Origin of the sequence: Sabulicella glaciei (assembly GCF_026183895.1) — a bacterium.
Taxonomy (GTDB): domain Bacteria; phylum Pseudomonadota; class Alphaproteobacteria; order Acetobacterales; family Acetobacteraceae; genus Roseococcus; species Roseococcus glaciei.
In genome coordinates this window covers 868,470-893,397 of sequence record NZ_JAPFQI010000001.1, presented here as the reverse complement: position 1 = coordinate 893,397, position 24,928 = coordinate 868,470, and the positions used below count along the sequence as shown (strand labels likewise).

Below are 24,928 nucleotides of genomic sequence, written 5' to 3'. Positions count from 1 at the left end.
GTACTGTATTGTCCAGGCGTCAAACCGACCGGGACCCCCCCCCCCAGAAGCCCGTCTGCCGGAGAGCGCTCATGACCAACCTGTTCGGGCACAGCATCCCCTCGTCGCTGTTGTCCCTGTTCGCCCTTGAGGCTGCTGCCTCATTGGGAGCCTTCTACCTGATTCTCCTCTGGGGTATTCCAGAGGGTGCGGCACTCAGCCACCTCCAGCTCCTTTCCATTGCAGCCTTGTTCACAGCCTGCGCTAGTCTGGCCGGTGGCGCGACGGGGCTTTACTCGCCGCGCTGCTGGCTTCGGGCCAACCGCGTCGCGGCCTCGGCTGTCCTGGCTGGCATCGCCTTCGTCGTGGTGGGCGAGTTCCTTTTCCCCGAGATGAGCGCCGCTTCGGGCGCCGCCTTGCCGATGTTGGCCCAGGCCGGCTTCGTCGGGGCCTTTGTGGCAGCGGTCGTGTCCTCCCGGCTGCTTTTCGCGGCGGCCGCCCGGCGAGGGATGCTGAACGGCCGCGTGGTGCTGGTGGGCTCCGATCCGACGCCGATGCCCCAGCGCCTGCCGCCCGAGGTGGCGACGGTGCTGCATGCTGGCGCCTCCCTCGATGCCGAGCTGGCGCCCGAGCGCCTGCGCTCCCTGCGCGCCTCCACCGTGGTGGTGCGTGATCCCGGCGAGTTGGCCGTCACCACCCGTGTTCGCCTCGCTGCGGCGAATGTGCGGGTGATGAGCGAGGCGGAGTGGCTGGAGTGCTGCTCGGCCGAGGTTGACATCGCCTCCCTGCCGACGGGCTGGCTCGCCGGCCTCGATCAACGGCAGGAGGGGGTTCTGGAAGCCGGGGTGCGCCGCGCACTGGACGTGACGTTGAGCCTCGCCCTGCTGCTCTTCACGCTGCCGATCCTGATCCTGACCGCGATCGCGATCAAGCTCGATAGCCCCGGCCCGGTCTTCTACCGGCAGGACCGCGTGGGTCGGGACGGGCGTACGTTCACCCTCTTCAAGTTCCGCTCTATGCGCCAGGACGCCGAGGTCGCGGGCGCGCCGATCTGGGCGCAGAAGGGCGACGCCTGGGTGACCCGCACAGGCCGCTTCCTTCGCCTGACCCGCATCGACGAGATCCCGCAGGTGTTCAACGTCCTGCTCGGCCACATGGCCTTCGTGGGCCCGCGGCCGGAGCGCCCCGGCTTCGTGGAGGACCTGGCGCGTCAGATCCCGCACTACGAGGCCCGCCACGTGGTGAAGCCTGGGATCACCGGCTGGGCTCAAGTGAACTACCCCTATGGCGCCTCCGTGGAGGATGCCCGGCGGAAGCTGGCCTTCGACCTTTATTATGTGAAGCGGCGCTCGCTGTTCCTGGACCTGCTCATCATCATCTCGACGGTGCGCGTGGTGCTGTTCCAGGAGGGGTCGAGGTAACCATGCTTCGGGGGGGCAGTACGGGGGCGTACCGGAAGGGGGCGAAAGCCCCCTTCGTGCCGTGATCGCCACGCTGCACGCCATCGCGGCGCTGGCTGGCGTCGCAGTGGCGCTGGGTGCCCTGGTTGCGGGACGGGGTCGTCATGTCTGGCCGCCTTTCGCAGCTGGCATCGCCGCCGCGGCTTGGGCAGGCGCCGTCGTGCTCGACCCCGTCAATCCGCTCGGAGGCTCCGCGGGGTTGCTGGAGGTGCTGCGCTCGGGTGTTTGGGGGGGCGTGCTTCTCCTGCTGCATTGGCGCCTTGGTGGCGGGAAGGTGTTTCGCGGCTTCACCGTCGCCCTCCTGCTGATCCTGTCAGCGGCGCTGGCCGCGGCACTTCCATTTTTGCCCATACTGGGCGAATTGGCGCCGCATACGCGCCTTGCCCTGGCCCTGCTGCTGGTCCTCATCGCCGAGAACCTCGCGCGCAACAGCGGCGAGGCGGCCGGCTGGCACCTCTGGCCCCCTGCCATCGCCCTGGGTGGCCTCGGCGCCTTTGATGTCATGATCTACTGCATCGCCGCGCTTGCCGGTGGGGTCGATGCGCGCCTCGTTGCAGCTCGGGCGCTGCTCACGGCGCTCGCCTTGCCGCTGCTGGTTTTGGCGGCGCGGCGCGACCGGCGCTGGTCCCGCGCTACCCCGTCGCATGAGGTCGCCTTTCACGGTGCCACGTTGCTGGTCGCAGGGGCCTTCCTGCTGGGGGCGGGGGCGGTCGGAAGCATCCTGCAGAGCATGGACCGAGAATGGGGCGGGGCAGCCCAGGTGGCTCTCCTGGCCGGTGCCGCGCTGTCCCTTGTTGTACTGCTTTCCGCCCGCTCGGTACGGTCGCGCATCCATCGCTGGGTCGCCCGACACTTCCTTGCGGCGCGATACGATTACCGCCGTGAATGGCTACGCGCCGTGGCGACCCTGTCAGGGCCCGGCAGCGCAGCGGCACCCAATACCCGCGCGATCCGCGCCATCGCCGATCCGGTGGACGTCCCGGCGGGGACGCTGCTTCTGCGCGAATCGGCGCCCGGCCTCCTGCTGCGTGCGGCCGATTGGAACCAGTCCGAAGGGCCGGACCGGCTCGAAGAGGGGGATCCCGTCCTCGCGCGGCTCTCGGCAGGTGAGGTGGTGGCCTTTCCGCAGCCTGGCCCGCTTTGGGTTGCTGTTCCGCTCATGCACCACGCCGAGGGTCTGCTTGGAGCCGTCCTGCTCGCCCCGCCGCGTGCCCCGCACCCGCTAGAGGAGGAGCTGGCAGAATTGCTCGTCACGCTGGGGCGCGAGGTCGCGATGTTCCTGGCCGAGCGCCGCGCCGCGGAGCGGCTGGCCGAGGGGAGGCGCGTCGCCGACTATGCTCGGCGCTTTGCCTTCGTCGCCCATGACGTGAAGACGGTTTCCTCGCAGCTTTCCATGGTGCTGGCTAATGCCGAGGCCCATATGGAGGATCCAGAGTTCCAGCACGACATGCTCCTGACGGTGCGCGGCGCGGCGCGGCGGATCGACGCCCTGATCGCGCGGCTCAGGCGGGACGAGGCGGCTGGGGAGGCGGCCGGGACCGGCGACCCGCTCGGTGTGGCGGAGGCGGTGGCGCGTGGGCTTGGCCACCCTGTCGAAATCAAGGCGGAAGGCCGGTTTCCGCCCGTGCCGATGGCCGAGGAGGCATTCTCGACGGTTCTCACTCACCTGCTTCGAAACGCCGCAGAAGCTTCTCATGCCGAGAAGGTCATCCAAATGGCCTTCCAATGCGTTGGAGACATGTTGGAGATTGTGATTGCCGATGAGGGAGAGGGCATGAGCGAGGCGTTTCTGCGGGATGGGCTGTTCCGTCCCCTTGCCACGACCAAGCCGAAGGGCAGCGGCATCGGCGCTTGGCAGGCGCGTGAACTGGTGCGCGAGGCTGGCGGTGAACTGACGGCGGAGAGTCAGCTGGGCGAGGGGACTCAGATTCGCATCACCCTGCCCCTGGCGCGGGCCGTGGAGGCGGCATGAGCAAGCCCAAGCTCCTCGTGGTGGAGGACGATCCGGGCCTCGCCGCCCAGTACCGCTGGGCGTTTCCCGCGCTGAAGGTTTCGCTGGCCGGGGATCGCACCCAAGCCCTCGCCGCCGTGAGACGTGACACGCCGGACGTGGTGCTGCTCGATCTCGGCCTGCCGCCCGATGCCGAGGGCGTGGCCGAAGGCTTCGCGACGCTGGAGACGATCAAGCGCGAATGGGCCGACCTGCCGGTCGTGGTGGCGACCGGCCAGGGCCAGCGCGCCAACGCCCTGCGCGCCGTCGCCCTTGGTGCCTACGACTTCCATGAGAAGCCGGTGGATCCGGCGGTGCTGCAGGCCATCCTGGACCGCGCCCTGCGCCTGCGGGCACTAGAGGAGGAGAACCGGCGCCTCGCCTCCACCCCCCGCCCGTCGCCCATCGAGGGGATCATTACCGCCGACGAGGGCATGCTGAAGGCATGCCGCCTGGTCGAGCGCCTCGCCTCCGTCTCCGTCCCCGTCCTGCTGCTCGGCGAGAGCGGCACGGGCAAGGAGGCGCTGGCGCGTGCCCTGCACACCATGGGGCAGCGCGCGAAGAAGCCCTTCGTCGCCATCAACTGCGCCGCGATCCCGGAGAATCTGCTGGAGGCCGAGTTGTTCGGCCATGAGCGCGGCGCCTTCACCGGCGCGGTGAAGCAGGTGCAGGGCCGGTTCGAGCAGGCGAATGGCGGAACGCTCTTCCTGGACGAGATCGGTGAGATGCCCGTTTCGCTTCAGGCCAAGCTCCTGCGCGTTCTGCAGGAGCAGGTGGTGGAGCGAATCGGCGGCCGTTCCCCCATCCGCGTCGATGTCCGCATCGTGTCGGCCACCAATCGCGACCTCGAAGCGGAGTCGGAGAATGGCGGCTTCCGGGGCGACCTGCTGCACCGCTTGAACGGCGTGCCCGTCCGCATCCCGCCCCTGCGGGATCGCGCAGGCGACGCCCTCCTCCTGGCCCGCCATTTCCTGGCCCGATTCAGCAAGGAGCATGGGTTGAAAGTGCGTGGCTTCGATGCTTCGGCGACCGAGGCGATGGCGGCGCATCGCTGGCCCGGCAACGTGCGGGAGCTTGAAAACCGCGTGCGCCGGGCTTCGCTGATGGCCGACGGGACGCTCGTCACCGCCGCGGATCTGGAATTGACGGCCCCCGACGCCCCGCCCGACGATGCGCTGGATCTGCGCGCGGCGCGCGGCCGGGCCGAGCGCGAGGCGATCGAGCGCGCCCTGTCTCGGTCAGGGAACTCTCTTTCGGAAGCCGCGCGCCTGCTCGGCGTCAGCCGGCCGACCCTTTATGGCCTTCTGGCCGCCCATGGAATCCCCGTGCCGCGCTCCCGCGCGGAAGCGGATTAGGAGCCTGCTGCATGCGTAAGCCCCTGGCCCCCACCCTGGCCCTTCTCGCACTGCTCGCCGCGCAACCGGCGCATGCGACGGTGGAACGCGCCCGCGCTGCCGAGGCGCGCGGCGACCTCCGCACCGCGCAGATCGAGCTGCGGAACGCCGCGCGCTCCACGCCGAATGACGGCGCGGTGCGAGCCGCCCTGGCGCAGATCTCGCTCGACCTCGGCGACGCGGACACGGCGGATCGTGAGGCCCGCGCAGCCCTCGCCGGCGGCTATGACCGCGCGGAAGCGACGGCGTTGCGGATCCGTGCCCAGCTGGCGCTGGGCCGCACCCGCGACCTCCTGCGCGAGTTCCCGGTGCCCGATGCCTCGGTCCCGCGGGACGTGGCGGCGCAGATCTATGCGGGCCGCGCCCTCGCGCACCTCGCCCTGGAGCAGAGGGCCGAGGCCAAGGCCGCGGCGGAAGCGGCGGTGGAGGCTAATCCCCGCGCGGTCGAGGGGCACCTGGCCCTTTCGGCCGTGGCGCAGGTGCAGGGCGACGAGGCCCTGGCGGAGCGCGCCTCCGACGCCGCGCTGGCCGCCAACGGGCGATCGGTCCAGGCCCTCCTGCGCCGCGCGGGCCTCGCCTATGCCAAGGGCGACGTTCAGCTCGCGGGCGAGCTTCTCGGACGCGCCGTGGATGTCGCGCCGGGTCACCCGCTGGCACGCGTCCAGCGGGCGGAGGTGCGGCTGCGCCTCAACGACATCGAAGGCGCGCGGTCGGATGCGGAGGTATCGCTCCGCAACGCACCCGGCCTCGCATCGGCGCACTATGTCCAGGCGCTCATCTTCGTCGCCACGCAGGATTGGCGCGCGGCGGATACGGCGCTGACGCGGCTCGGTCAGGCGACGCTGCAGAACACCTCGGACGGGCTTCTCGCCTTCGCCACCGTGAAGGCGCAACTCGGGCAGGACGCCCAGGCGGAGGAAGCGGCGGCACGTGCCGTCGCGCGCCGTCCGCTCGACGTCCGTGGCGTCCGGCTCCTTGCCTCGCTCCAGGCCAAGCGCGGCGCGAACCGCGACGCCACCGCCACCCTGGCCAGCTATGCGCAGCGTGGCGGGCGCGACCCCGAAACCCTGGCTCGCCTGAGCGCGATCCAGCTCAGCGAAGGGCGCCGCCGCGAGGCGGAGCAATCCCTCCGCGCGGCGGTCGAAGCACAGCCAGGCAACGCGGAACTGCAATCGCGCCTTGCGGCCGTCCGCCTTTCGCTGGGCGACTACGCTGGCATGGCGGAGGCAGCCCAGGCCGCGCTCGCTGGCGGCCGGGACGACCCTGCCGCACGGCAGATGCTCGCCCTTGCGGCGATCTCCCGGGGCGAGGCGGAAGCGGCGGAGGCGGAACTTTCACGGCTCACGCCGGAGCAGCGCAACAGCGAGGTGGCGTTGCTCGCCGAGGGCTCGATCCGCGCCATGCGGCTCGATCTGGCCGGGGCGCGCCAGGTGCTGGAGAACGCGCTCAAGGCCAACCCGGCCTCGATCGGCGCGAAGCTTGGCCTTGCGCGCATCGCGGGCAGCGAGAACCGCATTGCCGACCTGGCGCGCTACCTTGGCGAGGTGCTGGCGGCGGATCCGGAGAACGCGCAGGCCGCGACGCTCCTGCTGCGCGCCGCACGGCCGGGCAATGAAGCCCTTGCCGCGCTGCGGACGGCGCAGCAGGCCAATCCGGGGTCGCCGATCATTGCGGGCTCCACCGCGCGGGCCCTACTTTCCACGGGTGATCCCGCCGCCGCCTCCGCCGTTCTGGAGCACGAGGCTCTGCGCCCACGCATCACCGCGCCCGCCTTGCGCCTGCTGCAGGCCGAGGCGCACGCCGCGCGCGGCGCCTGGGCGGATGCCGAGACGGTGGCCCGCGCCGCCATTGCGGAGCAGCCGACCAACGCGTCGGCACGCCGCCAGCTTGCGCTCGTCCTGGCCCGGCGCGACGAGAACCGCGAGGCCGAAGCGGTGATCGAGGAGGGGCTGCGCCTCGTCCCCAATGACTCGCTCCTGCTTTCCACCGCCGTGATGCTCGCCCAGCGGTCCGGCGGGCCCGACGCCGCGCTCGCCCTCGCGGATCGCCTCGCGCGGCGCCCGGGCGCGATGCCGGCTGGCGCTTGGCTGCGCGGCGACTTCCTGATGGCGCTGAACCGCCAAGCCGAGGCGGCGCGCGCCTTCGCGACCGCCTACTCGGAGGGACCGACCGAAGCGTTGGCCCTGCGCCTCGCCGTCGCGCATCTCGGTGCCGGACAACCTGAAGAGGCGCGCCGTGCGTTGCAGGCTTGGCTGGACCGCTCCCCCGAGAGCCCGGCCGTCCTTGCCACTTCTGCCCGTCTCGACCTCCAGGCGAACCGCACGGCCGAGGCTGAGCGGAAGTTCGAGACCCTGCTGCGCCTCTCCCCGAATGATGGCGGCGTCTTGAACGACCTGGCCTGGGTGCTGGCTCAGCGTGGCGACCGGGAGTCGCTGGCCCGCGCGCGGCCGATGGCGGAACGCGCCTTCGCCCTCGCCCCGCGTCCGGAGACGGGGGACACGCTGGGTCTCATTCTCCTGCGCTCGGGCGAGGCACGCCGCGCAGTGGAGGTCATGCGCCACGCCTACCCAGAGGGCAACGCACCAAGCCCTGGCATGGCCGTTCGCTACGCCACGGCCCTCGCTGAGATCGGGGAAAGGGAGGAGGCGCGCCGGCAGCTCACCGCCGCGCTCCGCACTCCCGCTTTCCCCGAGCGCGCCGAAGGCGAGCGCCTCCTTTCCCGACTGAATGGAAGCCGCTGACCCTTGCGCGACATCGTCTTCTTCGGGATCTGCGCACCCTGGCTGGTGCTGGCGACCATCAGCCCCTTCGCGGGGATCCTGATCTGGTCGTGGATCTCCTTCATGAATCCCCACCAGCTGGTCTGGGGCTTCGCCAGGACCCCGCCTTGGGCGATGCTCGCCTTCATGGCGACGGTGGTGGGCTGCGTCCTGGCCGGTGAGCCGAAGCGGGCCGCTCTTAACTCCGTCACGGTGCTGCTGCTCGCCTTCCTCGCATGGATCACCCTGACGTCGATGATCGCCCTGGCTCCTCCGTCCGCGGTCTGGCCGATGTGGGACCGCGTGATGAAGGTGATCCTCGGCCTGCTGCTGACTGCAGCGCTGCTCACCAGCCGGGACCGGATCCACGCCATGGTGTGGATGATGGTACTGTCGCTCGGCTATTTCGGAGTGCGTGGCGGGATCTTCACGCTGGTCACGGGCGGCGGGCATATCGTGCTCGGCCCCGAGCAGACGATGATCGCGGACCGCAACCACCTCGCGGTCGGCATGCTGATCTCCATCCCGTTGATGAACTGGCTGCGCCTGCACTCCAAGTATCGGTTGATTCGGATCGGCCTCATCGCGGCCATGGGCCTCACGCTCGTCGCGGTCCTCGGGTCGCAGTCGCGTGGGGCGCTCCTGGCGCTGATCGCCACGGGTGGGGTGTTGTGGCTGCGGTCGCGCGGCAAGGTGGTCTCGGGCATCGCGATCGTCGCAGCGGTCGCCGGGGCGATCGCCTTCATGCCCCAGACCTGGGTGAGCCGCATGGAGACGATGCAGAACTACGAGGAGGATGCCTCAGCCACGGGACGGATCCTCATCTGGATGTCGGCTTATGAGATGGCGCGCGAGCGGCCGCTGACCGGCGGCGGCTTCCGTGCCGTTTATCAGCAGGAGATCGTCGACCGCCTGACTCCAGGCGTCGCGGCGCGTGCCACCCATTCGATCTGGTTCGAGGTGCTCGGCGAGCATGGCTGGGTCGGCTTCGGGATCTGGTTCGCCTTGCTGCTTGCCGGGATCTGGCAAACTTTCCGCCTCGCCGCCCTTGCGCGCGGACAGCCGAAGCTCCGCTGGGCCTGGGACCTTGCGCGGATGTCGCAGGTCTCGATAGTCGCCTACATGGCGGGCGGGACCTTTCTATCGCTTTCCTACTGGGACTACTTCTGGACGCTTCTCGTGGTTGTTGCTGCCGCGAGAGCGGTGGTCCTCAGGCAGGCGCGCCAGGAAACCGAACGCGTGCGGACCGTCGCCACCGGTGGCTGGCGCAGCAGGGCACAGGCGGCTTGAACGATGCAGGCCATTTACTTCCTCGCCATGTTGATCGGCGCCGGGTGGCTCGCCCTCTGGGCGAGCCTGCCCTCGATCAGCCGGCGCTACCCATCCCCCTTCGACATGCGGGACGACGACGATGCCGGACACGCCGCTCCTGACCCTGCCGCGCGACAGCGCCTCCGCCGCGCCGCCGCGGCCCAGCCTGCCGCGCCTGCTGGTGTTCAGCACCCTGTACCCGAACGCCGCAACGCCCAATCATGGCGTCTTCGTCGAGAACAGGCTCAGGCATCTCGTCGCCGACGAGGGCGTTGAGGCGCGGGTTCTCGCCCCCGTTCCCTGGTTCCCGGAAGCGCTGGCGCCATTCTTCACGCGTTGGGGGCGCGCTGCGGCCGTCCCACGTGACGAAATTCGGCATGGCCTCGCCGTGCGCCATCCGCGGTTCCTCGCGCTGCCCCGGCTCGGCATGGTCACCAATCCATGGGCGCTTTATCGCGCTGCGCGAAAGGAGGTGACACGGATGATCCAGGCCGGGTTCGACTTTGACGTGATCGATGCGCACTACCTGTATCCGGACGGCGTTGCCGCAACGTGGCTGGGGCGCGAGTTCGGTCGGCCCGTGGTCATCACCGCACGTGGTTCCGACGTCTCGCAGCTGCCCGATCACGCTGTGCCGCGCCGCCTGATCCGACGCGCGATCGAGGATTGCGATGCGCTGATCGCCGTCAGCGCCGACCTGAAGCGCGGGCTGCTCGCGCTCGGCGCCCCTGACGACAAGGTGACAGTGCTGCGCAACGGGGTCGAGCTCGAGCGCTTCCGGCCGCCCTCCGACCGAGCGGCCCTGCGCCGGGAACTGGGCGTCGAAGGGATCCTGATTCTCTCGGTCGGCCTGCTGATCGAGCGCAAGCGGCATCACCTCACGATTGGGGCGCTGAAGGATCTGCCGGAGGCCCGGCTCTGGATCGCAGGGGAGGGGCCGGAGCGCGCTTCGCTCGAGGCACTCGCCCGCCAGCAGGGCATCGCAGACCGCGTCCGCTTTCTCGGCCCTGTCCCGCACAGCGAGCTGCCGCGCTTCTACGGCGCAGCAGATGCGATGGTCTTGGCGTCTTCCCGCGAGGGCTGGGCCAACGTGCTGCTGGAATCCATGGCCTGCGGCACGCCTGTCGTCAGCACCCCGGCCTGGGGTGCGCGCGAAGCGGTCTGCACCGAGGCGGCCGGCGAGGTGGTCGACGTGGCAACCCCTGCGGCCATCGCCGCTGCCTTGCGGAGGGTCTTGGCAGAACCGGATCGCGCTGCGACACGTGCTCACGCGGAAAGCTTCGGCTGGCGTGAGGTATCGGCGGGCCAGGCCGAGGTGTTCCGCCGGGTACTCGGCCGTTGATCGCGCGGCGCTCCCTGCCGCTTCTCCTCGGTGCCTGCTCGGCCGAGGCGCAGACAGGCGCAACCCGCACGGGCGCAGCCCGCCGCGTCGCCGCATCGGGCGGCCCGCGTCCCTCCATCACGCTGGAAGGTCCGAGTGCCGAGGGCGTGCTGGTCTTTGGCCACCCCTTCCGCCGCGGCGATATCGGCCGCGGGGCAGGGCTCCGGGCAGATGCCGGTGGGTCCGGAGCCTTGCCCGTGCAGATGGACGTCACGACGCGTCATGCGGATGGATCGGTCCAGCACGCGGTGATCGCGCTGCGCATTCCGGCCCTGAGACAGGGGCAGAGCCTTCCCGTCAGCCTCTTGGTCGGGCCTGAAGTGGGCGCGCCGCTCAGTCCGGCACGCGCGGCGGAGGGTCGGTCGGCGAGGGTCGAGGTTGGAGGATTCGTGGTGGATGCGCTTGCAGGGCAGGGAGGGTGGCAGGTAGGCCCCTTGGCGGCGCGGAAGCGCGTCGAAGTGGACGTCCCCGCCGACGCCGCCGGTGGCGCCACCTCGCTGCGCCTCGTGCTGGATGTCGCCCTCCATGCCGACGGTGCGCTGGTGCTGGATACATGGTTCCGCAACGACCTCGCGCTTCGGCCGGGTGTGGAGTATGCGAGCTACGAGCTTCGCGTCAGCCTGGATGGGCGAGAGGCGATGGCCGGAAGGGTCGCGCGGCATCACCCCTATGCGGGATGGGGGCGGCTGGTTTCGACGCGACCCATCGCGGCGCATATCCGTTTCGATCCAACCTATCTGGCAGACGCAGCGGCAGCGCACCGCTACGATCTGGGCACGGGTGTGGCACCGCAAGTCCTGGATGGGTTCGCCCGAGCCATGGCGGCGCCGTCCTGGACGGTGCCGCTCGATCCTCGTGGCATCACGCAGCGCATGCATACCGGGGGCGCGCGGGCCGATATCGGACCAGCACCCTTGCCGGTTGCAGCTTGGGTGATCAGCCAGGATCGCCGTGCGACGCGCTTCGTGCTGGGGCAGGCGGAAGCCGCGGGCGCAATCCCCTGGCACTTCCGCGATCCCCAGGGCGGCTGGATCGACACGCGCAGGCGTCCCGGCTTCTGGACCGATACGCGTGCAAGGCCACCTCACGGGCTTACTTTCCCGGTCGGCGGCGATCATGGATGGGCTCCCGATCGTGCCCATCAGCCCGACTATTCCTTCATGCCTTGGATCCTGACCGGCCGGCGTGCCTTCCTGGATAACCTCACCGCACAGGCGCATCACTCGGTGATCGCGACGTGGCCGGGCGTCCGGCGGGAGGGGGGACTTCCGGACAACAACATCGTCCACAATGCGCAGACCCGCTCCGCCGCTTGGTCCATGCGCCAAGTGGACAACGCAGCCTGGGCGCTCGGGGATCAGGCCGGGTGGGTCGGAGAGGTTTCCGCCGCGAACTGGGCGTGGCTCCGCCGCATGCTGCCTGAATGGACAGCGACGCAAGGCGAAGCCCATGGATGGATTCCTGGAGAGTACGGAGGATCGGGCGTCCTTCCGCCCTGGCAGCAGGATTACTTCGTTTCCACTGTAGCCATGGCGGCCAAGCGCGGCAGTGCGGACGCTCGGGCCGTGCTGTCGTGGATGGAGAATTTCCTGGCCGGCCGCTTCCTGGCGCGGGACCGCGGCTTTAACCCGCATGATGGCTGCGCATACCTGATCGCCATCTCGCCGCCGCGGGGCACGCCCTACCGCAGCTGGGCCGAGATCGGTCGCGAAACCGTGGCTCGCAACCTGTCCAACGGTGAGGGGTGGGAGAAGAGCCGAGGCGATTACGGTCGCTGGGCGCTACAGTCGCTGGCGGCGCTCGTCGAAGTCCTCGACACGCAGGCGTCCCGGAGCGCCTATTCCTGGCTTCTCAACAGCGGGGCATATGGCATCGACGCGACCACCAGGGCCCGGCTGCCAACGCTCTCAATCGTTCCCGCCTAATAAACCTTCCCAATTTGCATCCCATGGAGGGATACGTGCGTTCAGGCAGCAGAAATGGGAAGTTACGCCTGATGGCGCATGTAAAACTTGAAGCTCCGCGTCCTCAAGCGAGAAGTGCGCTGGTCAAGCGGAACACGCCCCACCACAGGGCAATGCCAAGGGTGAAGATGAACAGCACCGCGACAGGCCACGGCAGACGCTCCGGCCATCCGGCCCCAGCAACTTCCGCGTGTGCGGAAGGGGAGATCAACTTGTGCTCGACCCTCTGCATACCCTCAGACATCCTTCGATCGCCGCCTGCTGCATCCTTACCATGCACGGCAAGGTTGTGCAATTCACTTTTCACTATCGAGGCATTTTTGGCTGGTATGCTTGATTCGCAACATACGTATGATTGCGAAGGAGCGGCCTGATGTGCGGCATCGTCGGCCTCTTCCACCCATTCAGCGCCGCAACTCCAGACGTTGCGGCCTTGCGCCGCATGGCGGATGCCCTTGCGCATAGGGGGCCGGATGGTGATGGTTTCCATGTCGAGCCACATCTCGGTTTTGGCCATCGGCGACTGTCCTTCGTGGACCTCGAGGGCGGGTCGCAGCCCATGACAACCGCAGATGGAGCGGTCCTCGTTACATTCAACGGCGAAATCTATAATCACGTTGCCTTGCGCGAGGCCCTGGAGGCTGCGGGCCACCTTCACCGCACCCGCTCCGACACCGAGATCCTCCTTACCGGTTGGCGTGAGTGGGGCGTTGGGCTGCTCGACCGTTTGCAGGGCATGTACGCTTTTGCCCTCTGGGATCGGACACGCAGCGAACTGCTGCTCGCGCGCGACAGGATGGGCGAGAAGCCGCTGCACTGGACGGTGCTGCCGGACGGCACCCTGGCCTTCGCGTCCGAGATCCCCGCGCTTCTGACGCTTCCGGGCGTGGACCGCCGCACCGATCCCATGGCGATCGAGGATTTCCTCGCGCTCGGCTACATTCCCGACCCGGCGACAGGCTATGCCGCGATCCGCCGTCTCCCCGCCGCGCATTTCGCGCTCCTGCGGCGGGGCGAGGCGATGCTTCCCGAGCCACGCTCCTACTGGCGCCCCCCTACGCGCGCCGTTGCGGGTTCGGCCGACGCCGCTGCGGAACTTCGCGCGCGGCTGACTGACGCGGTGCACCTGCAATTGATGGCGGATGTTCCGATTGGCGCCTTTCTGTCCGGGGGCGTGGATTCCGCCTCCGTTGTCGCGCTGGCGTCGCGCAAAGTGGGTCTTTCCACTTTTACGATCGGCTTCTCGGGCCCCGGCGATGAGCGACCTGCCGCTGCCTCCCTGGCCGCGCGCTTCGGCACCACTCACCATGCCGAGGAGGGCGAGCAGGACTACCTCGCCGCCGCATCGCGTGTCGCGGAGGTGTATGGCGAGCCTTTCGGCGACCATTCCGCCGTTCCGAGCCTTGCCGTCTCGCGCCTCGCGCGCCGCCACGTGAAGGGCGCCCTTTCGGGCGATGGGGGCGACGAGGTGCTCGGCGGCTATCGGCGCCACCGTTTCCACTCGCTGGTGGAGGCGGTGCGTGCGAACATCCCGCCAGGAATGCGCAGGGCGGTGATCGGGCGGCTCGCCGCGTGGTATCCGAACCTTGCAGGCGCGCCCCGCTGGCTGCGGGCTAAGTCCACCCTGACCGAATTGAGCCTGGACAGCGCGCTCGGCTATTACGGCACGGTCTGCAAGCTGCGCGATGCCCGTCGACAGGCCTTGCTGTCGCCCCGGCTGCGGACGGCGCTCGAGGGCCACAGCCCATCCCGACGCTTCGTCGAAGCGATGGACGAGGCAGATCCGGACGACCCGTTGCTCGCGGCACAGCGCACCGACATCCTCACCTATCTGCCCGGGGACATCCTCGTGAAGACTGACCGTGCCTCCATGGCGCATTCGCTTGAGTTGCGTGCGCCGTTCCTTGACCACAACCTCGTGGAGTGGGGCTTGGCCCTGCCGGCGCGCGAGAAGCTGCGCGGCGCCTTCGGCAAGCACGTGCTTCGCCGCGCCATGGCGCAAGACCTACCGCACGACCTGCTCTGGGCCCGCAAGCGTGGTTTCGCCGCGGAGATCGCGGGGCAGTTCCGCCGGCGCGCAGGCGAGATCGGCGCGCGCCTGCGACGCGGCGCACTGGGGGATAGCGGCCTCCTCGAACTGGGCGAGGCGCAGCGCCTCGTCGCCGAGCATGAGGCGGGCGCGGCCGATCATTCCCAGCCGATCTGGCAGATCCTGGTGCTGGAGGCGTGGCTGGCCCGCGAGGCAGGCCTCGCCCCGGCCGAGGAGCGGGCGGCAGCATGAGCGCGGAAACTCAAACCTATCGCGACCGCTTCGGACGCGGCCCCATGCAGCTTGCCGCAACTGGTGCCGCGCCATGACGAACCGCGTGCTCCATGTCCTGAAGCTGTTCCGGCCGGATTTCACGGGGGAGGGGGTCTTTTTGGAGCGCTGCTCCGCCGTGATGCGCGAGATCGCGCCTGGGGTGGAGCACGAGCTCCTGGTCACCCACACGCCGCGCCCGGCCGAAATGATCGAGTTCGGACCGGGGCTTTCGGCCGTCCATTACCTTTGCGACGGCGCCGTGGGGCATGTGCAGCGCGAAGCCGCCCTGGGCGCCTGGTTTGCCCGCCATATCTCGCGCTTCGACGTGGTCCATTTCCGCACCCACGCGGACCGCTGGTTTGTGTCGCCCCTGCTGGCGCGGCTCGCGGGACGGCGCCTTCTCCTGTCCGCCACGCTGGATGACAGCCTTCCGGCACTGCTGCGCGGCTACCGTTCCGTCTCCCGCCCCCTGGCACGGCAGGGTTTCCGCCTGTTCGATGGCTTCGTCTCCATCTCTCCCAAGCTTCAGGCGGAAACGCTCGGCGCCGGCGCCCCGCCGGAGCGCTGCCACCTCATCCCCTGCGGCATCACCACGCGGGATCCCGACCCGGAGGAGCGCGCGCGGTTGCGCGCCGAGCTGGGGCTGGGGGACGAGGACGTCGCGCTCATCTCGGTCGGTGGGCTCTGCGCCCGCAAGGACCAGGCCACGCTGGTGGAGGCGATGCCGGCCCTCGGCCCGAAGGCCCACCTTATTCTTGTCGGGCCGGAGCTGGAGCCGGAGTACGTCGCCGCCCTGCGGTCCCGCGCCGACGCGCTCGGCGTGGCGGGGCGCGTGCACCTGGTTGGGGAGCAGCGAGACCCGCATCCCTGGTTCGGCTGTGCCGACATGTTCGTCTTCGCATCGCGTCGCGAGGGCTTCGGCACGGCCGTTCCGGAAGCCATGGCGCACGGCCTTCCCGTCGTGGCGCGACGCCTGCCGGGCGTGAACGAGGATTTCATCCTCCCGGACGAAACTGGCTTCCTGTTCGAGGAGGACGCCGAGTACATGCCTCTCGCCCGGCTCCTCGTCGAGGACGCCGCGCTTCGGCGCAGTCTTGGCGAGGCAGGCCGCATCCTCGCGCGATCCCGTTTCGGGATGGATTCGATTGCCGCGCGGTACCTCGAAGCCTACGGTCTGTCCCATCGCATCGAAGAAGGCGAGCCTATGCCGAGCCTGCCCGCGACTGCCTCCGTCACCGATCCGAGCTTCCATGCACCGCTCGAGTTGGGCGGCGACGGGACGCCTCTGCTCGTCACCACAGTGGATGCGGAGGAGGCATTCGACTGGACCGGGCCATTCCGGCGCGACGCGCTGGACGTGTCTTCGATGGGGCGGCAGCACCTCGCCCACCGTGTGTTCGAGAAGCACGGGGTCGTGCCGGTCTACCTGACCGACTACCCCGTCGCGACACAGGATGAAGGCGCGGCGCCGCTGCGCGAACTCCTGCAAGGCGGGCACGCCGAACTCGGCGCCCAGCTCCATCCATGGGTCACGCCGCCCCTCGACGAAGAGCTGAGCGAGCGCAACAGCTATGCGGGCAACCTGCCGCTGACGCTCGAGATCGAAAAGGCGAAGCGCCTGACGGGAGCGTTGCAGGATGCGTTCGGCATCCAGCCGCGCATCTGGCGCACCGGTCGCTTCGGGCCCGGGCCTCGCACCGCGGACATCATCAAGCAGCTTGGCTACGAGTGCGACAGCAGCCTGACCCCATGCTGGCCCGCGGAGGGATTGGCGGAAGGTGCGCATTGGGCGCTGGACGCCCGTCCACGCTGGTTGGACCGCGAGCGGACGCTGCTCGGACTGCCGGTCTCCGCCGCGCTGGTCGGGCGGGCCACGCATCCGGGGCTGGCGCGCCGCCTTTATCGCTCGCGCTCGGATATCCTTGCCGGGATGGCGGCGCGCTTCGGACTGATGGAGCGGATCCGCCTTTCCCCGGAAGGAATCACCCTGGATGAGGCGAAGCGTCTCGTCCGCTCGATGCGGGCGCAGGGTCACCGTGTCTTCGTGCTGACCTACCACTCGCCTTCCCTGGCGCCGGGCAACACGCCCTACGCGCGCACGGAGGAGGATGTCGCGCGCCTGCTCCGCTGGCTGGACGCCTTCTATGCCTTCTTCCGCGAGGAGATCGGCGGGCGTTCCGCGAGCTGGCGCGAGATCCATCAGGGTGCCGTCATGCGTCCCGAGCCGGCCCTGGCGGCCGAATAGCGTGTCGCTCCAGGCCGCGCTCACCGCGCTGGTCCTGCCGCCGCTTGGGTTCGTGGTTCTGGCTGTTCCGCTTGCCCTGTGGCGGCGCCGGGGCGCTGGCATGGCGGCCGCGGCCTGCGCGGGGGCGGTGCTGGTTCTCGCCACGCCCTACGTCTCGTCCTGGCTGCTGGTCGCCGCGTCGCTGGACGAAAGACCCGTGCCGGCGGCCGAGCCGCGGGCCATCGTGATCCTTGGTGGCGAGGTCGCGCGCGGAAACGAAGGGCCGGAGGTGGGTGCGCTGACGCTGGAAAGGCTGCGGGCCGGCGCGGGGCTGCAACGGAGGACGGAGCTTCCGGTCCTTGTCACCGGTGGGGTCGTCGCGCCCCGCACCCCGCCCATCGCCACGATGATGGCGCGGAGCCTGGACCGCGACTTCGGTGTGCCGGTTCGCTGGGAGGAGAAAGAGGCCGGTGATACCGCAGGCAACGCGAGAGGCAGCGCAGCGTTGCTGAAGAGGGAGGGTTTGGACACCGTGCTTCTTGTGACTCATGGCTGGCACATGCCCCGCGCGCGCGATGCCTTCGTTCGCGCCGGACTTCAGACGCATCCCGCTCCGGTTCGCCGGCAGTTCCCGGCTGACGGCGCTGGGCTCGGCGGGTGGCTGCCACGCCCGGATCACCTCCTCGATTCCTGGTATGCGCTGCGCGAAATGCTCGGGCGGGTCGTTTATGCAGTGCGCGACGGAGAAACATCATGAGCAGCGCCCTGGCCGCACCGCTGTCTGCCCCCGCCCGCTTCGGCACGCAGAAGCTGCGCGTCGTCGAGGTCGAGGCACCGTTCCTGCCCTGCTGGTGCGACGCCTTTCTCGACGAGGAGGATTTCTTCGCTTCGCGCCTGTGGTTCGACACGCTGCTGGCCCATGCGCGCCCGCTGGGGTCGAAGCTCGTCCTGGCGGTGGATGAGGCAGCCGGCATCCTGCTTCCCCTGATGCGCGGGCCGGGCGGGATGTCGTCGCTTTCCACGCCCTACACACTCGACTGGCGGCCGCTCGGCCCTGGCGCGGCTCGGGAGGCTGGGCTTGGCCTCGCCGCCGCGCGCCGATGGGATGCGCCGCTGCGCCTCGACGCGCTGGACCCAGGGGAGCCGGGCACGGCGGCTTTGCTGCAAGGCGCGCGGGATGGGGGCCTCCAGGTGCTGCCCTTCCGCCACTTCGGTAATTGGCGCGACGTGCTGCCGCCCGGCGTCACCTGGGAGGCTTGGCTCGAAGGGCGCCCCGGCGCCTTGCGCACGACGATCCGCCGCAAGGCAACCTCGCGTGTTACCTTCGAGATCGTGGACCGCCCCGGCCCTGCCCTGGAGGCCGGGATCGCAGCCTTCGAGGCGGTGCGCGCCGCTTCCTGGAAGCCGGCCGAGCCTGCGCCTGCACTGGACGCGGCACTGATGCGGACCGCGGCGCCGCTCGGCATCTTGCGGCTTGGCATCTTGCGGCGCAGCGCCGATGGATGGCCCATTGCGGCACAATACTGGCTCCTGGACGCGCCGGGCGGGAGGCGGCGCGCCACCCTGCCCAAGCTTCACCATGTGGAGGCGGCGCGCGAGCACTCGCCCGGCACGGTGCTGACGGCGCGGATGATGGAGCATCTGCTGACGGAGGACGCGGTGCGCGAGGTGGATTTCGGCCGGGGTGACGACCCCTACAAGAAGCTTTGGGTCGCCACGCGGCGTCAGCGTGAGGGCGCGGTGCTCGCTTCGATGCGCCACCCGGCGGGGCTGCTGGCCCTGGCGCGCGCGACGGCGTCCCGGCTGCGCCGGTCCTTCGCATGAGCGCGGCGCTGGACACCGCGACGCCCGCGGAAGCGTCGTCGCGCAAGCTGCGCATCCTCTACAGCCATCGCATCCAGTCGCGGGACGGGCAGGGGGTGCACCTGGACGCGCTGGTGCAGGCGCTCCGGCAGGAAGGGCACGAGGTGCGCGTCGTTGGCCCGGCGGCCTATGACCGGGCGGAGCTGGGCGGGGAAAGCAGCTGGATCTCCGGCCTGCGCCGCGCCCTGCCGGCCGCCGTCGCCGAGGTGGCGGAACTCGGCTACAGCCTGCCCGCCCATGCGCGGCTCATGGCCGCTGCGCGGGAGTTTCGACCCGACGTCATCTACGAGCGCTACAACCTGCATTACCTCGCCGGCGCCTGGCTTGCGAGGCGCCTACGCCTGCCCTTCCTGCTGGAGGTGAATGCCCCCCTCGCGGAGGAACGCGCGCGGTTCGGCAACCTCGCCCTCAAGGGGCTGGCGCGCTGGAGCGAGAACAATGCGTGGCGCGCGGCCGACGCCGTGCTGCCAGTGACGGGCGTGCTGGCAGAGCATGTCGAGGCGGCCGGCGTGCCCCGCGACCGCATCCACGTCATCCCGAACGGCATCCACCTGGAGGAATTCCCGGAGCCCGTGCCGCGCATGCCGGGGCAGGAAGTGGTGCTGGGCTTTGTCGGCTTCGTGCGCGACTGGCACGGGCTGGACAAGGTCGTCCGCGGCATCGCCGAATGGCGCGGCGAGGTGCCGCTGGCGCTGACAGTGGTGGGCGAGGGCCCGGCCCGGCCGGGGCTGGAGGCCCTGGCCCGCGAACTGGGGATCGCCGAGCGTGTGCGCTTCACCGGCCTTGCACAGCGCCACGAGGTGCCGTCGCTGGTGTCCGATTTCGACGTGGCCTTGCAGCCCGCCGCCGTGCCCTACTGCTCGCCGCTCAAGGTCTTCGAGTACATGGCCGCTGGGCGCGCCATCGTCGCGCCGGACCAGCCCAACATCCGGGAGGTGCTGGAGCACGGGCGCAACGCGCTGCTCTTCGACCCCTCCGACCCCGAAGGTTTCTGGAAGGCGCTGTCCCGCCTTGCCGGTGATCCCGCCCTGCGCGATTCCCTGGGACGTGCAGCGCGGCGCGAGGTGATCGCCCGCGACCTCACCTGGGAAGGCAATGCGCGCCGGGTCGCGGCCCTTGCCGGAAAGCTGCTGCCGTGAAGGCTCCCCTGCTGCTCCATGTTTTCCCCGGCTTCGCGGTGGGCGGCGCCCAGGTGCGCTTCGCCATGCTGGCCAACCGCATGGGGCCGCGCTGGCGCCATGCCATCGTCTCGCTGAACGGCCGCATGGAATGCGCCGAGCGCCTTGCGGCGGACGTGTCCTGGGAGCGGGTTCCCTTCGCCGCCGAGGGCTCGCTGCCGCAGCGCCTCCAGCGCACCCGTGCCCTGCTCCGCACCGTGCGGCCCGATCTGCTGCTCACCTCGAACTGGGGCAGCATCGAATGGGCGATGGCGAACGCGGCCCCGGGCGGAGTTCCGCACATCCACATGGAGGACGGCTTCGGGCCCGACGAAGCACGCGGCCAGAAGGCGCGCCGCGTCTGGACCCGGCGACTCGTGCTGCGCAGGGCGGAGACGGTGCTGCCCTCGGCCACGCTGCTCGAGGCGTCTCGCCACCTGTGGCGCCTGCCGGAAGCGCGGACGCACCTGATCCCCAACGGGCTCGACCTCGCGCGCTTCGCGCCGGGTGGGCAGGGGGGGGATGGCCTCCCGGTGATCGGCACGGTTGCCGCCCTTCGGGCCGAAAAGAATATCGGGCGCTTGCTCCGCGCCTGCGCCCTGCTGGCGGGGGAGGGTTTGGGTTTCCGCCTGCTCATCGTCGGTGAGGGAGAGGAGCGGGCCGGGCTTGAAGCCTTGGCCGGAGAGCTTGGCCTGGCGGGAAGGACACGCTTTGCCGGCCACATGCCCGACCCGGCTGCCGCCTATCGCGAGATGGATGTCTTCGCCCTGTCATCCGACACGGAGCAGATGCCCTTCTCTGTGATGGAGGCCATGGCCTCCGGCCTGCCGGTCGCCTCGACTTCAGTGGGCGACGTGCGCCGGATGCTGCCGCCGGAGCAGGAGCGCTTCCTCGCTCCCTGCGACGACGTGGCGCTCGCCGGAGCGCTGCGCCCGCTCCTCTGCGACGCAGCGCTCCGCCGGGAACTCGGTGCGGCCAATCGCCTTGTCGCGGAACGGGACCTGGATCAGGATCGGATGTTCAGCGCGCATGCTTCGTTGATCGAACGCCTGCTGATGTCGCGCGCCGCGCTGGCAGCGTGATGCAGGCCTCAGCTGTAGAGGTGGGCACGCTCCGCCTGCTTCACGCTGTCATCGGCGCGAAGGTCACGCTCGATCCGACGCCGCGCCTTCCAGTCGAAGTATGTGCTGAGGCCGTTCCAGCCCCGCTCCATCGAAGCGTGGCACGCGCGGTACAGGTCCACCACGTGTTCCGGCATCGCTGACACGCCACGTTCGAACAGCAACGGGTAGAGCATGTTCGCCTGCTGCCGGCGCACCGCGTAGCGCATCTTGCGGTTCCGGTAAGTCTTGAGGTCGCGCAGGGAGAAGGGCGAAAGCGGCTTGAAGGCAAAGCCGCCCTCCTCGCTCACTGCCACGCGCTCCTCCCGCCGCGGGGAGCGCGGGTCGAGGTCATGCTTCACCAGCATGGTGACGAGGCCGTCTTCGCCGAACATGCCGAAAGGCAGGCGCACTCCTGCCTCGCGGAAGCGCCGCACCGCCTCGCCGCGCAGGGCATAAAGGTTGCCGGCCATCTCGCGGCCGACCGCGAGCTTGGCGCGGAACTCGGTTTGGGACCGTCCCGAGACCGGCAGCGCCGCGCAGCCCATCGCTTCTGGGTTATTCTCGAATGCTTGAAGAAAGCCGCGCAGGGTGCCCGGGACCATGCGGCAATCACCGTCCGTGAAGACATGCGCCGCGGCCTCGAGGGGCGCGACCTCGTGCACGTAGTGGTTCCAGGCGTTGGCCTTGTCGCCGCGCTGGAGCACCACGGGAATCACCGCGAAGCCCACCGGCTTGTAGGCGTTCACCGCCGCTTCCGTGCCATCCGTGCAGCCATTGACGAGCACGTGCACCGTCACCTGCGCTTCCTGCGCGCAGGCTCCGATCGCATCGAGGCAGGCGCCGATGCCGTTCTCCTCGTTGTAAGCGAAGACAGCGACGGACAGTTGAAGCATCGGCATCCTGTCATTCTCCCGCTCGGAAGGCGAACGCGATGTTGTCTAGGGGGGTTTGGGAGAAACGCAACCTTCACCGAGGGCACAAGCTTATGCGTGATGAGCACGCGCCAATATTGCTTCGGCGGGCTCCGGTCGCTATCGGGAAGAAGCAAAACGCGGCAGAGGGGGAAGGCCCATTGACGGAACAGCCATTGAACGGTCGGCGCATCCTCCTCGTTGAGGACGAACCCCTCATCGCAATGTTTGCCGAGATGACGCTGGGTGATGTGGGCGCGATCCCGCTTGGTCCGGCTGCGACGGTTTCCGCCGCGAGCAGCGCGATCGAGGGCGAGGCGCCAGAGGCTGCGCTCGTGGATGTCCGCCTGCGCAACGGGGAGAGCGGCTACAACGTCGCCGACCTGCTGGCTGCGCGCGGCATCCCCTTCGTGCTGGCCACCGGACTGCATCCCGGCGATATCCCGGAACAGCATCGTGCCAGGCCCGTTCTGTCGAAGCCCTACACCGCGCCCCAGCTTCTCGCCGCGCTCGCCGCGCTGCTCGCGCCCGTTCCCTGAGGGCGGGATCGGCCGCGACGCTCAGCCATACGCAGCGAAGCAGGCGGCTGGATCGAGCCCCGAGGCAAGGGCGAGAGCCAGCAGGAGCCGTGCCTTTGCGGCTGGCAGCGTCCCCGCGGGAATCAGCCCGCGCGCCAGCAGGTCCATCTCCGCCCCGGCATAGCCATAGGTCCCGGTGAAGACCGGCCCCGCAAAGCAGCGGGAGCAGAGCACCACCGGCAGCTCGTCAGCCAGGGTTCCAAGCTTCGCGGCGGCCTGCGCCGGGACGTGACCGGCCCCCATCCCGTCCACCACCGCGCCTCGATAGCCGAGGCCGCGCAGCGCGTGGAGAAACCGTCCATCCTCGCCCACGCCCCAGCCGAGGATCGCGACTGGCGGCCATTCGCCGTCCGGGGTGGGCAGGACCGGACGGCGGGGTACCTCCGAGAGGATCCGTGCGCGCCCTTCCGCGACGAAGCCAAGCGGTCCCGAAAGGGGAGACGCGAAGGCGGAGGGCAGGGCGCTGTGGCCCTTGCGGACGAAGCGCGCTGCGTGGATCTGGTCATTCAGCACGGCGAGCGTGCCCAGACCGCGCGCATCGGGCGAGGCCGCGACGATGGCAGCGGCCAGCAGGTTCGCCGGGCCATCGGCGCCCGGTGCCGCCGCCCCGCGCATCGCGCCGGTGACGACCACCGGCTGTTCACCGGGCACGCACAGGTCGAGCAGGAAGGCGCTTTCCTCGATCGTGTCTGTGCCCTGAATGACCACGGCCCCGTCGCAATCCTCCGCCGCGATGCGCCGTGCGACGGCGAGCAGGGTGGCAGGCTCCAGTGAAGGGCTCGCCACGCGCGCGGGGGACTCCGCGACGATCTCCGCCACCTCGGCGAGGCCCGGCACGGCGGCGACGAGTTCCGCCGCGCCCAGCGTGGGGTTCAGCCCGGCCCCGGCGCCCGGCGTCATGGTGATGGTCCCGCCCAGCGACAGGACGAGGAGGCGGGGCCGCGCCACCCTCAGCTGCCTTCCAGCGCGTGCTGCTCGCGCACCGCGTGGAAGCGCAACATGGGCCATTCCTCCTCGGCGCGGCGGCGGCGCCAGTCGGAGGTGAAGAGCGCCACGAGTTCGCCGTCATGGTCCTCGGCGCAGTCGGCCCGGTGGATCCGGGTGAAGCGCTCGATCGCGGCGCGGTCCTCGCCGGTCACCCAGCGCAGCATGTCCCACTGCACGTTCTCGAAGCCGACGGGCACGCCGTACTCGGCCTTCACCCGGCTGCCGAGCACGTCCACCTGCAGCAGCCCGACGACGCCGACAATGGGCGGCGAGCCGTCAAGGGGGCGAAAAAGCTGCACCACGCCCTCGTCGGCCAACTCCTCCAGCGCCTTCTTCAGCTTCTTGGCGAGCATCGGGTCTTCCAGCCGTGGGCGGCGCAGATGCTCGGGCGCGAAGGAAGGGACGCCGCGGAAGTTGATGGGCTCGCCCTCGGTCAGTGTGTCGCCGATGCGAAGCGTGCCGTGGTTGGCGATGCCCACCACGTCGCCGGGCCACGCCTCCTCGGCCACTTGGCGGTCCTTCGCGAAGAAGAAGAGCGGCGCGTTGACCGGCACCTGCTTGCCGGTCCGAACCTGGGCGAGGCGCATGCCCTTCTCCAGCCGGCCGGAGCAGATGCGGAGGAAGGCCACGCGGTCGCGATGCTGCGGGTCCATGTTGGCCTGCACCTTGAACACGAAGCCGGTGAGCTTCGGCTCGCTGGGCTCCACCGTCCGGGCATCGGCGGTGCGGCGGCCGGGCGGGGGCGCCATGGCGGCCAGCCCGTCCAGCAGATGCCCAACCCCGAAGTCGCGCAGGGCGGAACCGAAAAAGACCGGCGTCAGCGTGCCATGCAGGAAGGCCTCGGCGTCGAATTCCGGAAAGCCTCCCTGCACCAGCTCCACCTGCTCGCGAAGCGTGGCGGCGTGCTGGGGGATCTCCCGGTCCAGGGCCGGGTCGTCCAGACCGGCGATGGGTATATGGAGGTCGCCACCCTCGCGCAGCAGGCGCAGGGAGGGCTCGCGCAGGTCCATCACCCCCCGGAAATCCCGCCCTGCGCCGATGGGCCAGGCGGCCGGAGTGACGTCGAGGGCGAGGGTCTTCTCGATCTCGTCCAGCAGGTCGAGCGGGTCGCGTCCCTCGCGATCCATTTTGTTGATGAAAGTCACGATGGGAATGTCGCGCAGCCGGCACACCTCGAAGAGCTTGCGCGTCTGGCTCTCGATGCCCTTGGCGGCGTCCAGCACCATCACCGCCGCGTCCACCGCCGACAGGGTGCGGTAGGTATCCTCCGAGAAATCCTCGTGGCCCGGCGTGTCGAGCAGGTTGAAGACCAGCCCGTCCCGCTCAAAGGTCATGACCGAGGTGGCGACGGAAATGCCGCGCTCCTGCTCGATCTTCATCCAGTCGGACCGAGTGCGGCGGCCCTCGCCCTTGGCGCGGACCTGACCGGCCAGCTGGATGGCGCCGCCCTTCAGCAGCAGCTTCTCGGTCAGGGTGGTCTTGCCGGCGTCGGGGTGGGCGATGATTGCGAAGGTGCGGCGCCGGGCGGCCTCGGTGGCGACGGGGGTGTTCATGCGGCCCCGTCT

The 24,928-nt window shown here is 69.9% G+C and carries 18 protein-coding genes; 14 read left to right on the top strand and 4 right to left on the bottom strand.

Annotated elements, in window-relative coordinates; genetic code table 11:
* Window positions 1-71 precede the first annotated feature (71 nt).
* The 7 genes from OF850_RS04135 to OF850_RS04105 all read left to right on the top strand — a co-directional run bounded on the left by OF850_RS04135 (window position 72) and on the right by OF850_RS04105 (window position 12,199).
* Window positions 72-1,400 carry an exopolysaccharide biosynthesis polyprenyl glycosylphosphotransferase gene (locus tag OF850_RS04135; protein WP_301588539.1) on the top strand — a complete coding sequence of 443 codons (1,329 nt, stop codon included), beginning with the start codon at window positions 72-74 and terminating at the stop codon, window positions 1,398-1,400.
* Window positions 1,401-1,461: 61 nt separating this feature from the next.
* On the top strand, window positions 1,462-3,411 hold the full coding sequence (locus OF850_RS04130) for an ATP-binding protein (protein ID WP_301588538.1): 1,950 nt from the start codon (window positions 1,462-1,464) through the stop codon (window positions 3,409-3,411).
* Window positions 3,408-4,784: a PEP-CTERM-box response regulator transcription factor gene (gene prsR / locus OF850_RS04125; protein ID WP_301588536.1), complete on the top strand. Its 1,377-nt coding sequence runs from the start codon at window positions 3,408-3,410 to the stop codon at window positions 4,782-4,784. The genes OF850_RS04130 and prsR overlap by 4 nt, the downstream gene beginning before the upstream one ends.
* A gap of 11 nt (window positions 4,785-4,795) precedes the next feature.
* Window positions 4,796-7,564: an XrtA/PEP-CTERM system TPR-repeat protein PrsT gene (gene prsT, locus OF850_RS04120; RefSeq protein ID WP_301588533.1), complete on the top strand. Its 2,769-nt coding sequence runs from the start codon at window positions 4,796-4,798 to the stop codon at window positions 7,562-7,564.
* A gap of 3 nt (window positions 7,565-7,567) precedes the next feature.
* Window positions 7,568-8,872 (top strand): putative O-glycosylation ligase, exosortase A system-associated, encoded by a 1,305-nt coding sequence (locus OF850_RS04115; RefSeq protein WP_301588532.1) that lies wholly within the window; start codon window positions 7,568-7,570, stop codon window positions 8,870-8,872.
* Between the two features lie 121 nt (window positions 8,873-8,993).
* On the top strand, window positions 8,994-10,235 hold the full coding sequence (locus tag OF850_RS04110; RefSeq protein WP_301588531.1) for a glycosyltransferase family 4 protein: 1,242 nt from the start codon (window positions 8,994-8,996) through the stop codon (window positions 10,233-10,235).
* Entirely contained in the window at window positions 10,232-12,199 is a 1,968-nt protein-coding gene (locus OF850_RS04105; protein ID WP_301588530.1) for a hypothetical protein, read from the top strand. Before OF850_RS04110 ends, OF850_RS04105 begins: the two co-directional genes overlap by 4 nt.
* 103 nt (window positions 12,200-12,302) lie before the next feature.
* Here the strand turns inward: OF850_RS04105 and OF850_RS04100 are convergent, their stop codons facing one another.
* Window positions 12,303-12,755, bottom strand: coding sequence for a hypothetical protein (locus tag OF850_RS04100; protein WP_301588864.1), 453 nt, complete (start codon window positions 12,753-12,755; stop codon window positions 12,303-12,305).
* On the opposite strand from OF850_RS04100, the gene asnB reads away from it, so the two are divergent.
* The 6 genes from asnB (at window position 12,672) to OF850_RS04070 (ending at window position 20,866) form a co-directional block, all read left to right on the top strand.
* On the top strand, window positions 12,672-14,519 hold the full coding sequence (asnB, locus tag OF850_RS04095) for an asparagine synthase (glutamine-hydrolyzing) (RefSeq protein WP_301588858.1): 1,848 nt from the start codon (window positions 12,672-12,674) through the stop codon (window positions 14,517-14,519). The two genes, OF850_RS04100 and asnB, sit on opposite strands and share 84 nt — an antisense overlap.
* 73 nt (window positions 14,520-14,592) lie before the next feature.
* Entirely contained in the window at window positions 14,593-16,785 is a 2,193-nt protein-coding gene (locus tag OF850_RS04090; RefSeq protein ID WP_301588529.1) for a glycosyltransferase, read from the top strand.
* A 1-nt stretch (window position 16,786) separates the two neighbouring features.
* Window positions 16,787-17,521, top strand: coding sequence for a YdcF family protein (locus OF850_RS04085; RefSeq protein ID WP_301588527.1), 735 nt, complete (start codon window positions 16,787-16,789; stop codon window positions 17,519-17,521).
* On the top strand, window positions 17,518-18,588 hold the full coding sequence (locus OF850_RS04080) for a GNAT family N-acetyltransferase (protein WP_301588526.1): 1,071 nt from the start codon (window positions 17,518-17,520) through the stop codon (window positions 18,586-18,588). Before OF850_RS04085 ends, OF850_RS04080 begins: the two co-directional genes overlap by 4 nt.
* Window positions 18,585-19,766, top strand: a complete 1,182-nt coding sequence (locus tag OF850_RS04075) for a glycosyltransferase family 4 protein (protein WP_301588525.1) — start codon at window positions 18,585-18,587, stop codon at window positions 19,764-19,766. The genes OF850_RS04080 and OF850_RS04075 overlap by 4 nt, the downstream gene beginning before the upstream one ends.
* Window positions 19,763-20,866 carry a glycosyltransferase gene (locus OF850_RS04070; protein ID WP_301588524.1) on the top strand — a complete coding sequence of 368 codons (1,104 nt, stop codon included), beginning with the start codon at window positions 19,763-19,765 and terminating at the stop codon, window positions 20,864-20,866. The genes OF850_RS04075 and OF850_RS04070 overlap by 4 nt, the downstream gene beginning before the upstream one ends.
* Before the next feature lie 8 nt (window positions 20,867-20,874).
* Here OF850_RS04070 and OF850_RS04065 read toward each other — a convergent pair whose 3' ends face one another.
* Window positions 20,875-21,786 carry a glycosyltransferase gene (locus OF850_RS04065; protein ID WP_301588522.1) on the bottom strand — a complete coding sequence of 304 codons (912 nt, stop codon included), beginning with the start codon at window positions 21,784-21,786 and terminating at the stop codon, window positions 20,875-20,877.
* Window positions 21,787-21,872: 86 nt separating this feature from the next.
* Between OF850_RS04065 and OF850_RS04060 the strand changes: the two genes are divergently transcribed.
* On the top strand, window positions 21,873-22,337 hold the full coding sequence (locus OF850_RS04060) for a response regulator (protein WP_301588520.1): 465 nt from the start codon (window positions 21,873-21,875) through the stop codon (window positions 22,335-22,337).
* A gap of 21 nt (window positions 22,338-22,358) precedes the next feature.
* Here OF850_RS04060 and OF850_RS04055 read toward each other — a convergent pair whose 3' ends face one another.
* Together OF850_RS04055 and OF850_RS04050 are read right to left on the bottom strand one after the other, a co-directional pair.
* Window positions 22,359-23,324 carry an asparaginase gene (locus tag OF850_RS04055; RefSeq protein ID WP_301588519.1) on the bottom strand — a complete coding sequence of 322 codons (966 nt, stop codon included), beginning with the start codon at window positions 23,322-23,324 and terminating at the stop codon, window positions 22,359-22,361.
* Window positions 23,325-23,326: 2 nt separating this feature from the next.
* On the bottom strand, window positions 23,327-24,916 hold the full coding sequence (locus tag OF850_RS04050) for a peptide chain release factor 3 (protein ID WP_301588517.1): 1,590 nt from the start codon (window positions 24,914-24,916) through the stop codon (window positions 23,327-23,329).
* Window positions 24,917-24,928 lie beyond the last annotated feature (12 nt).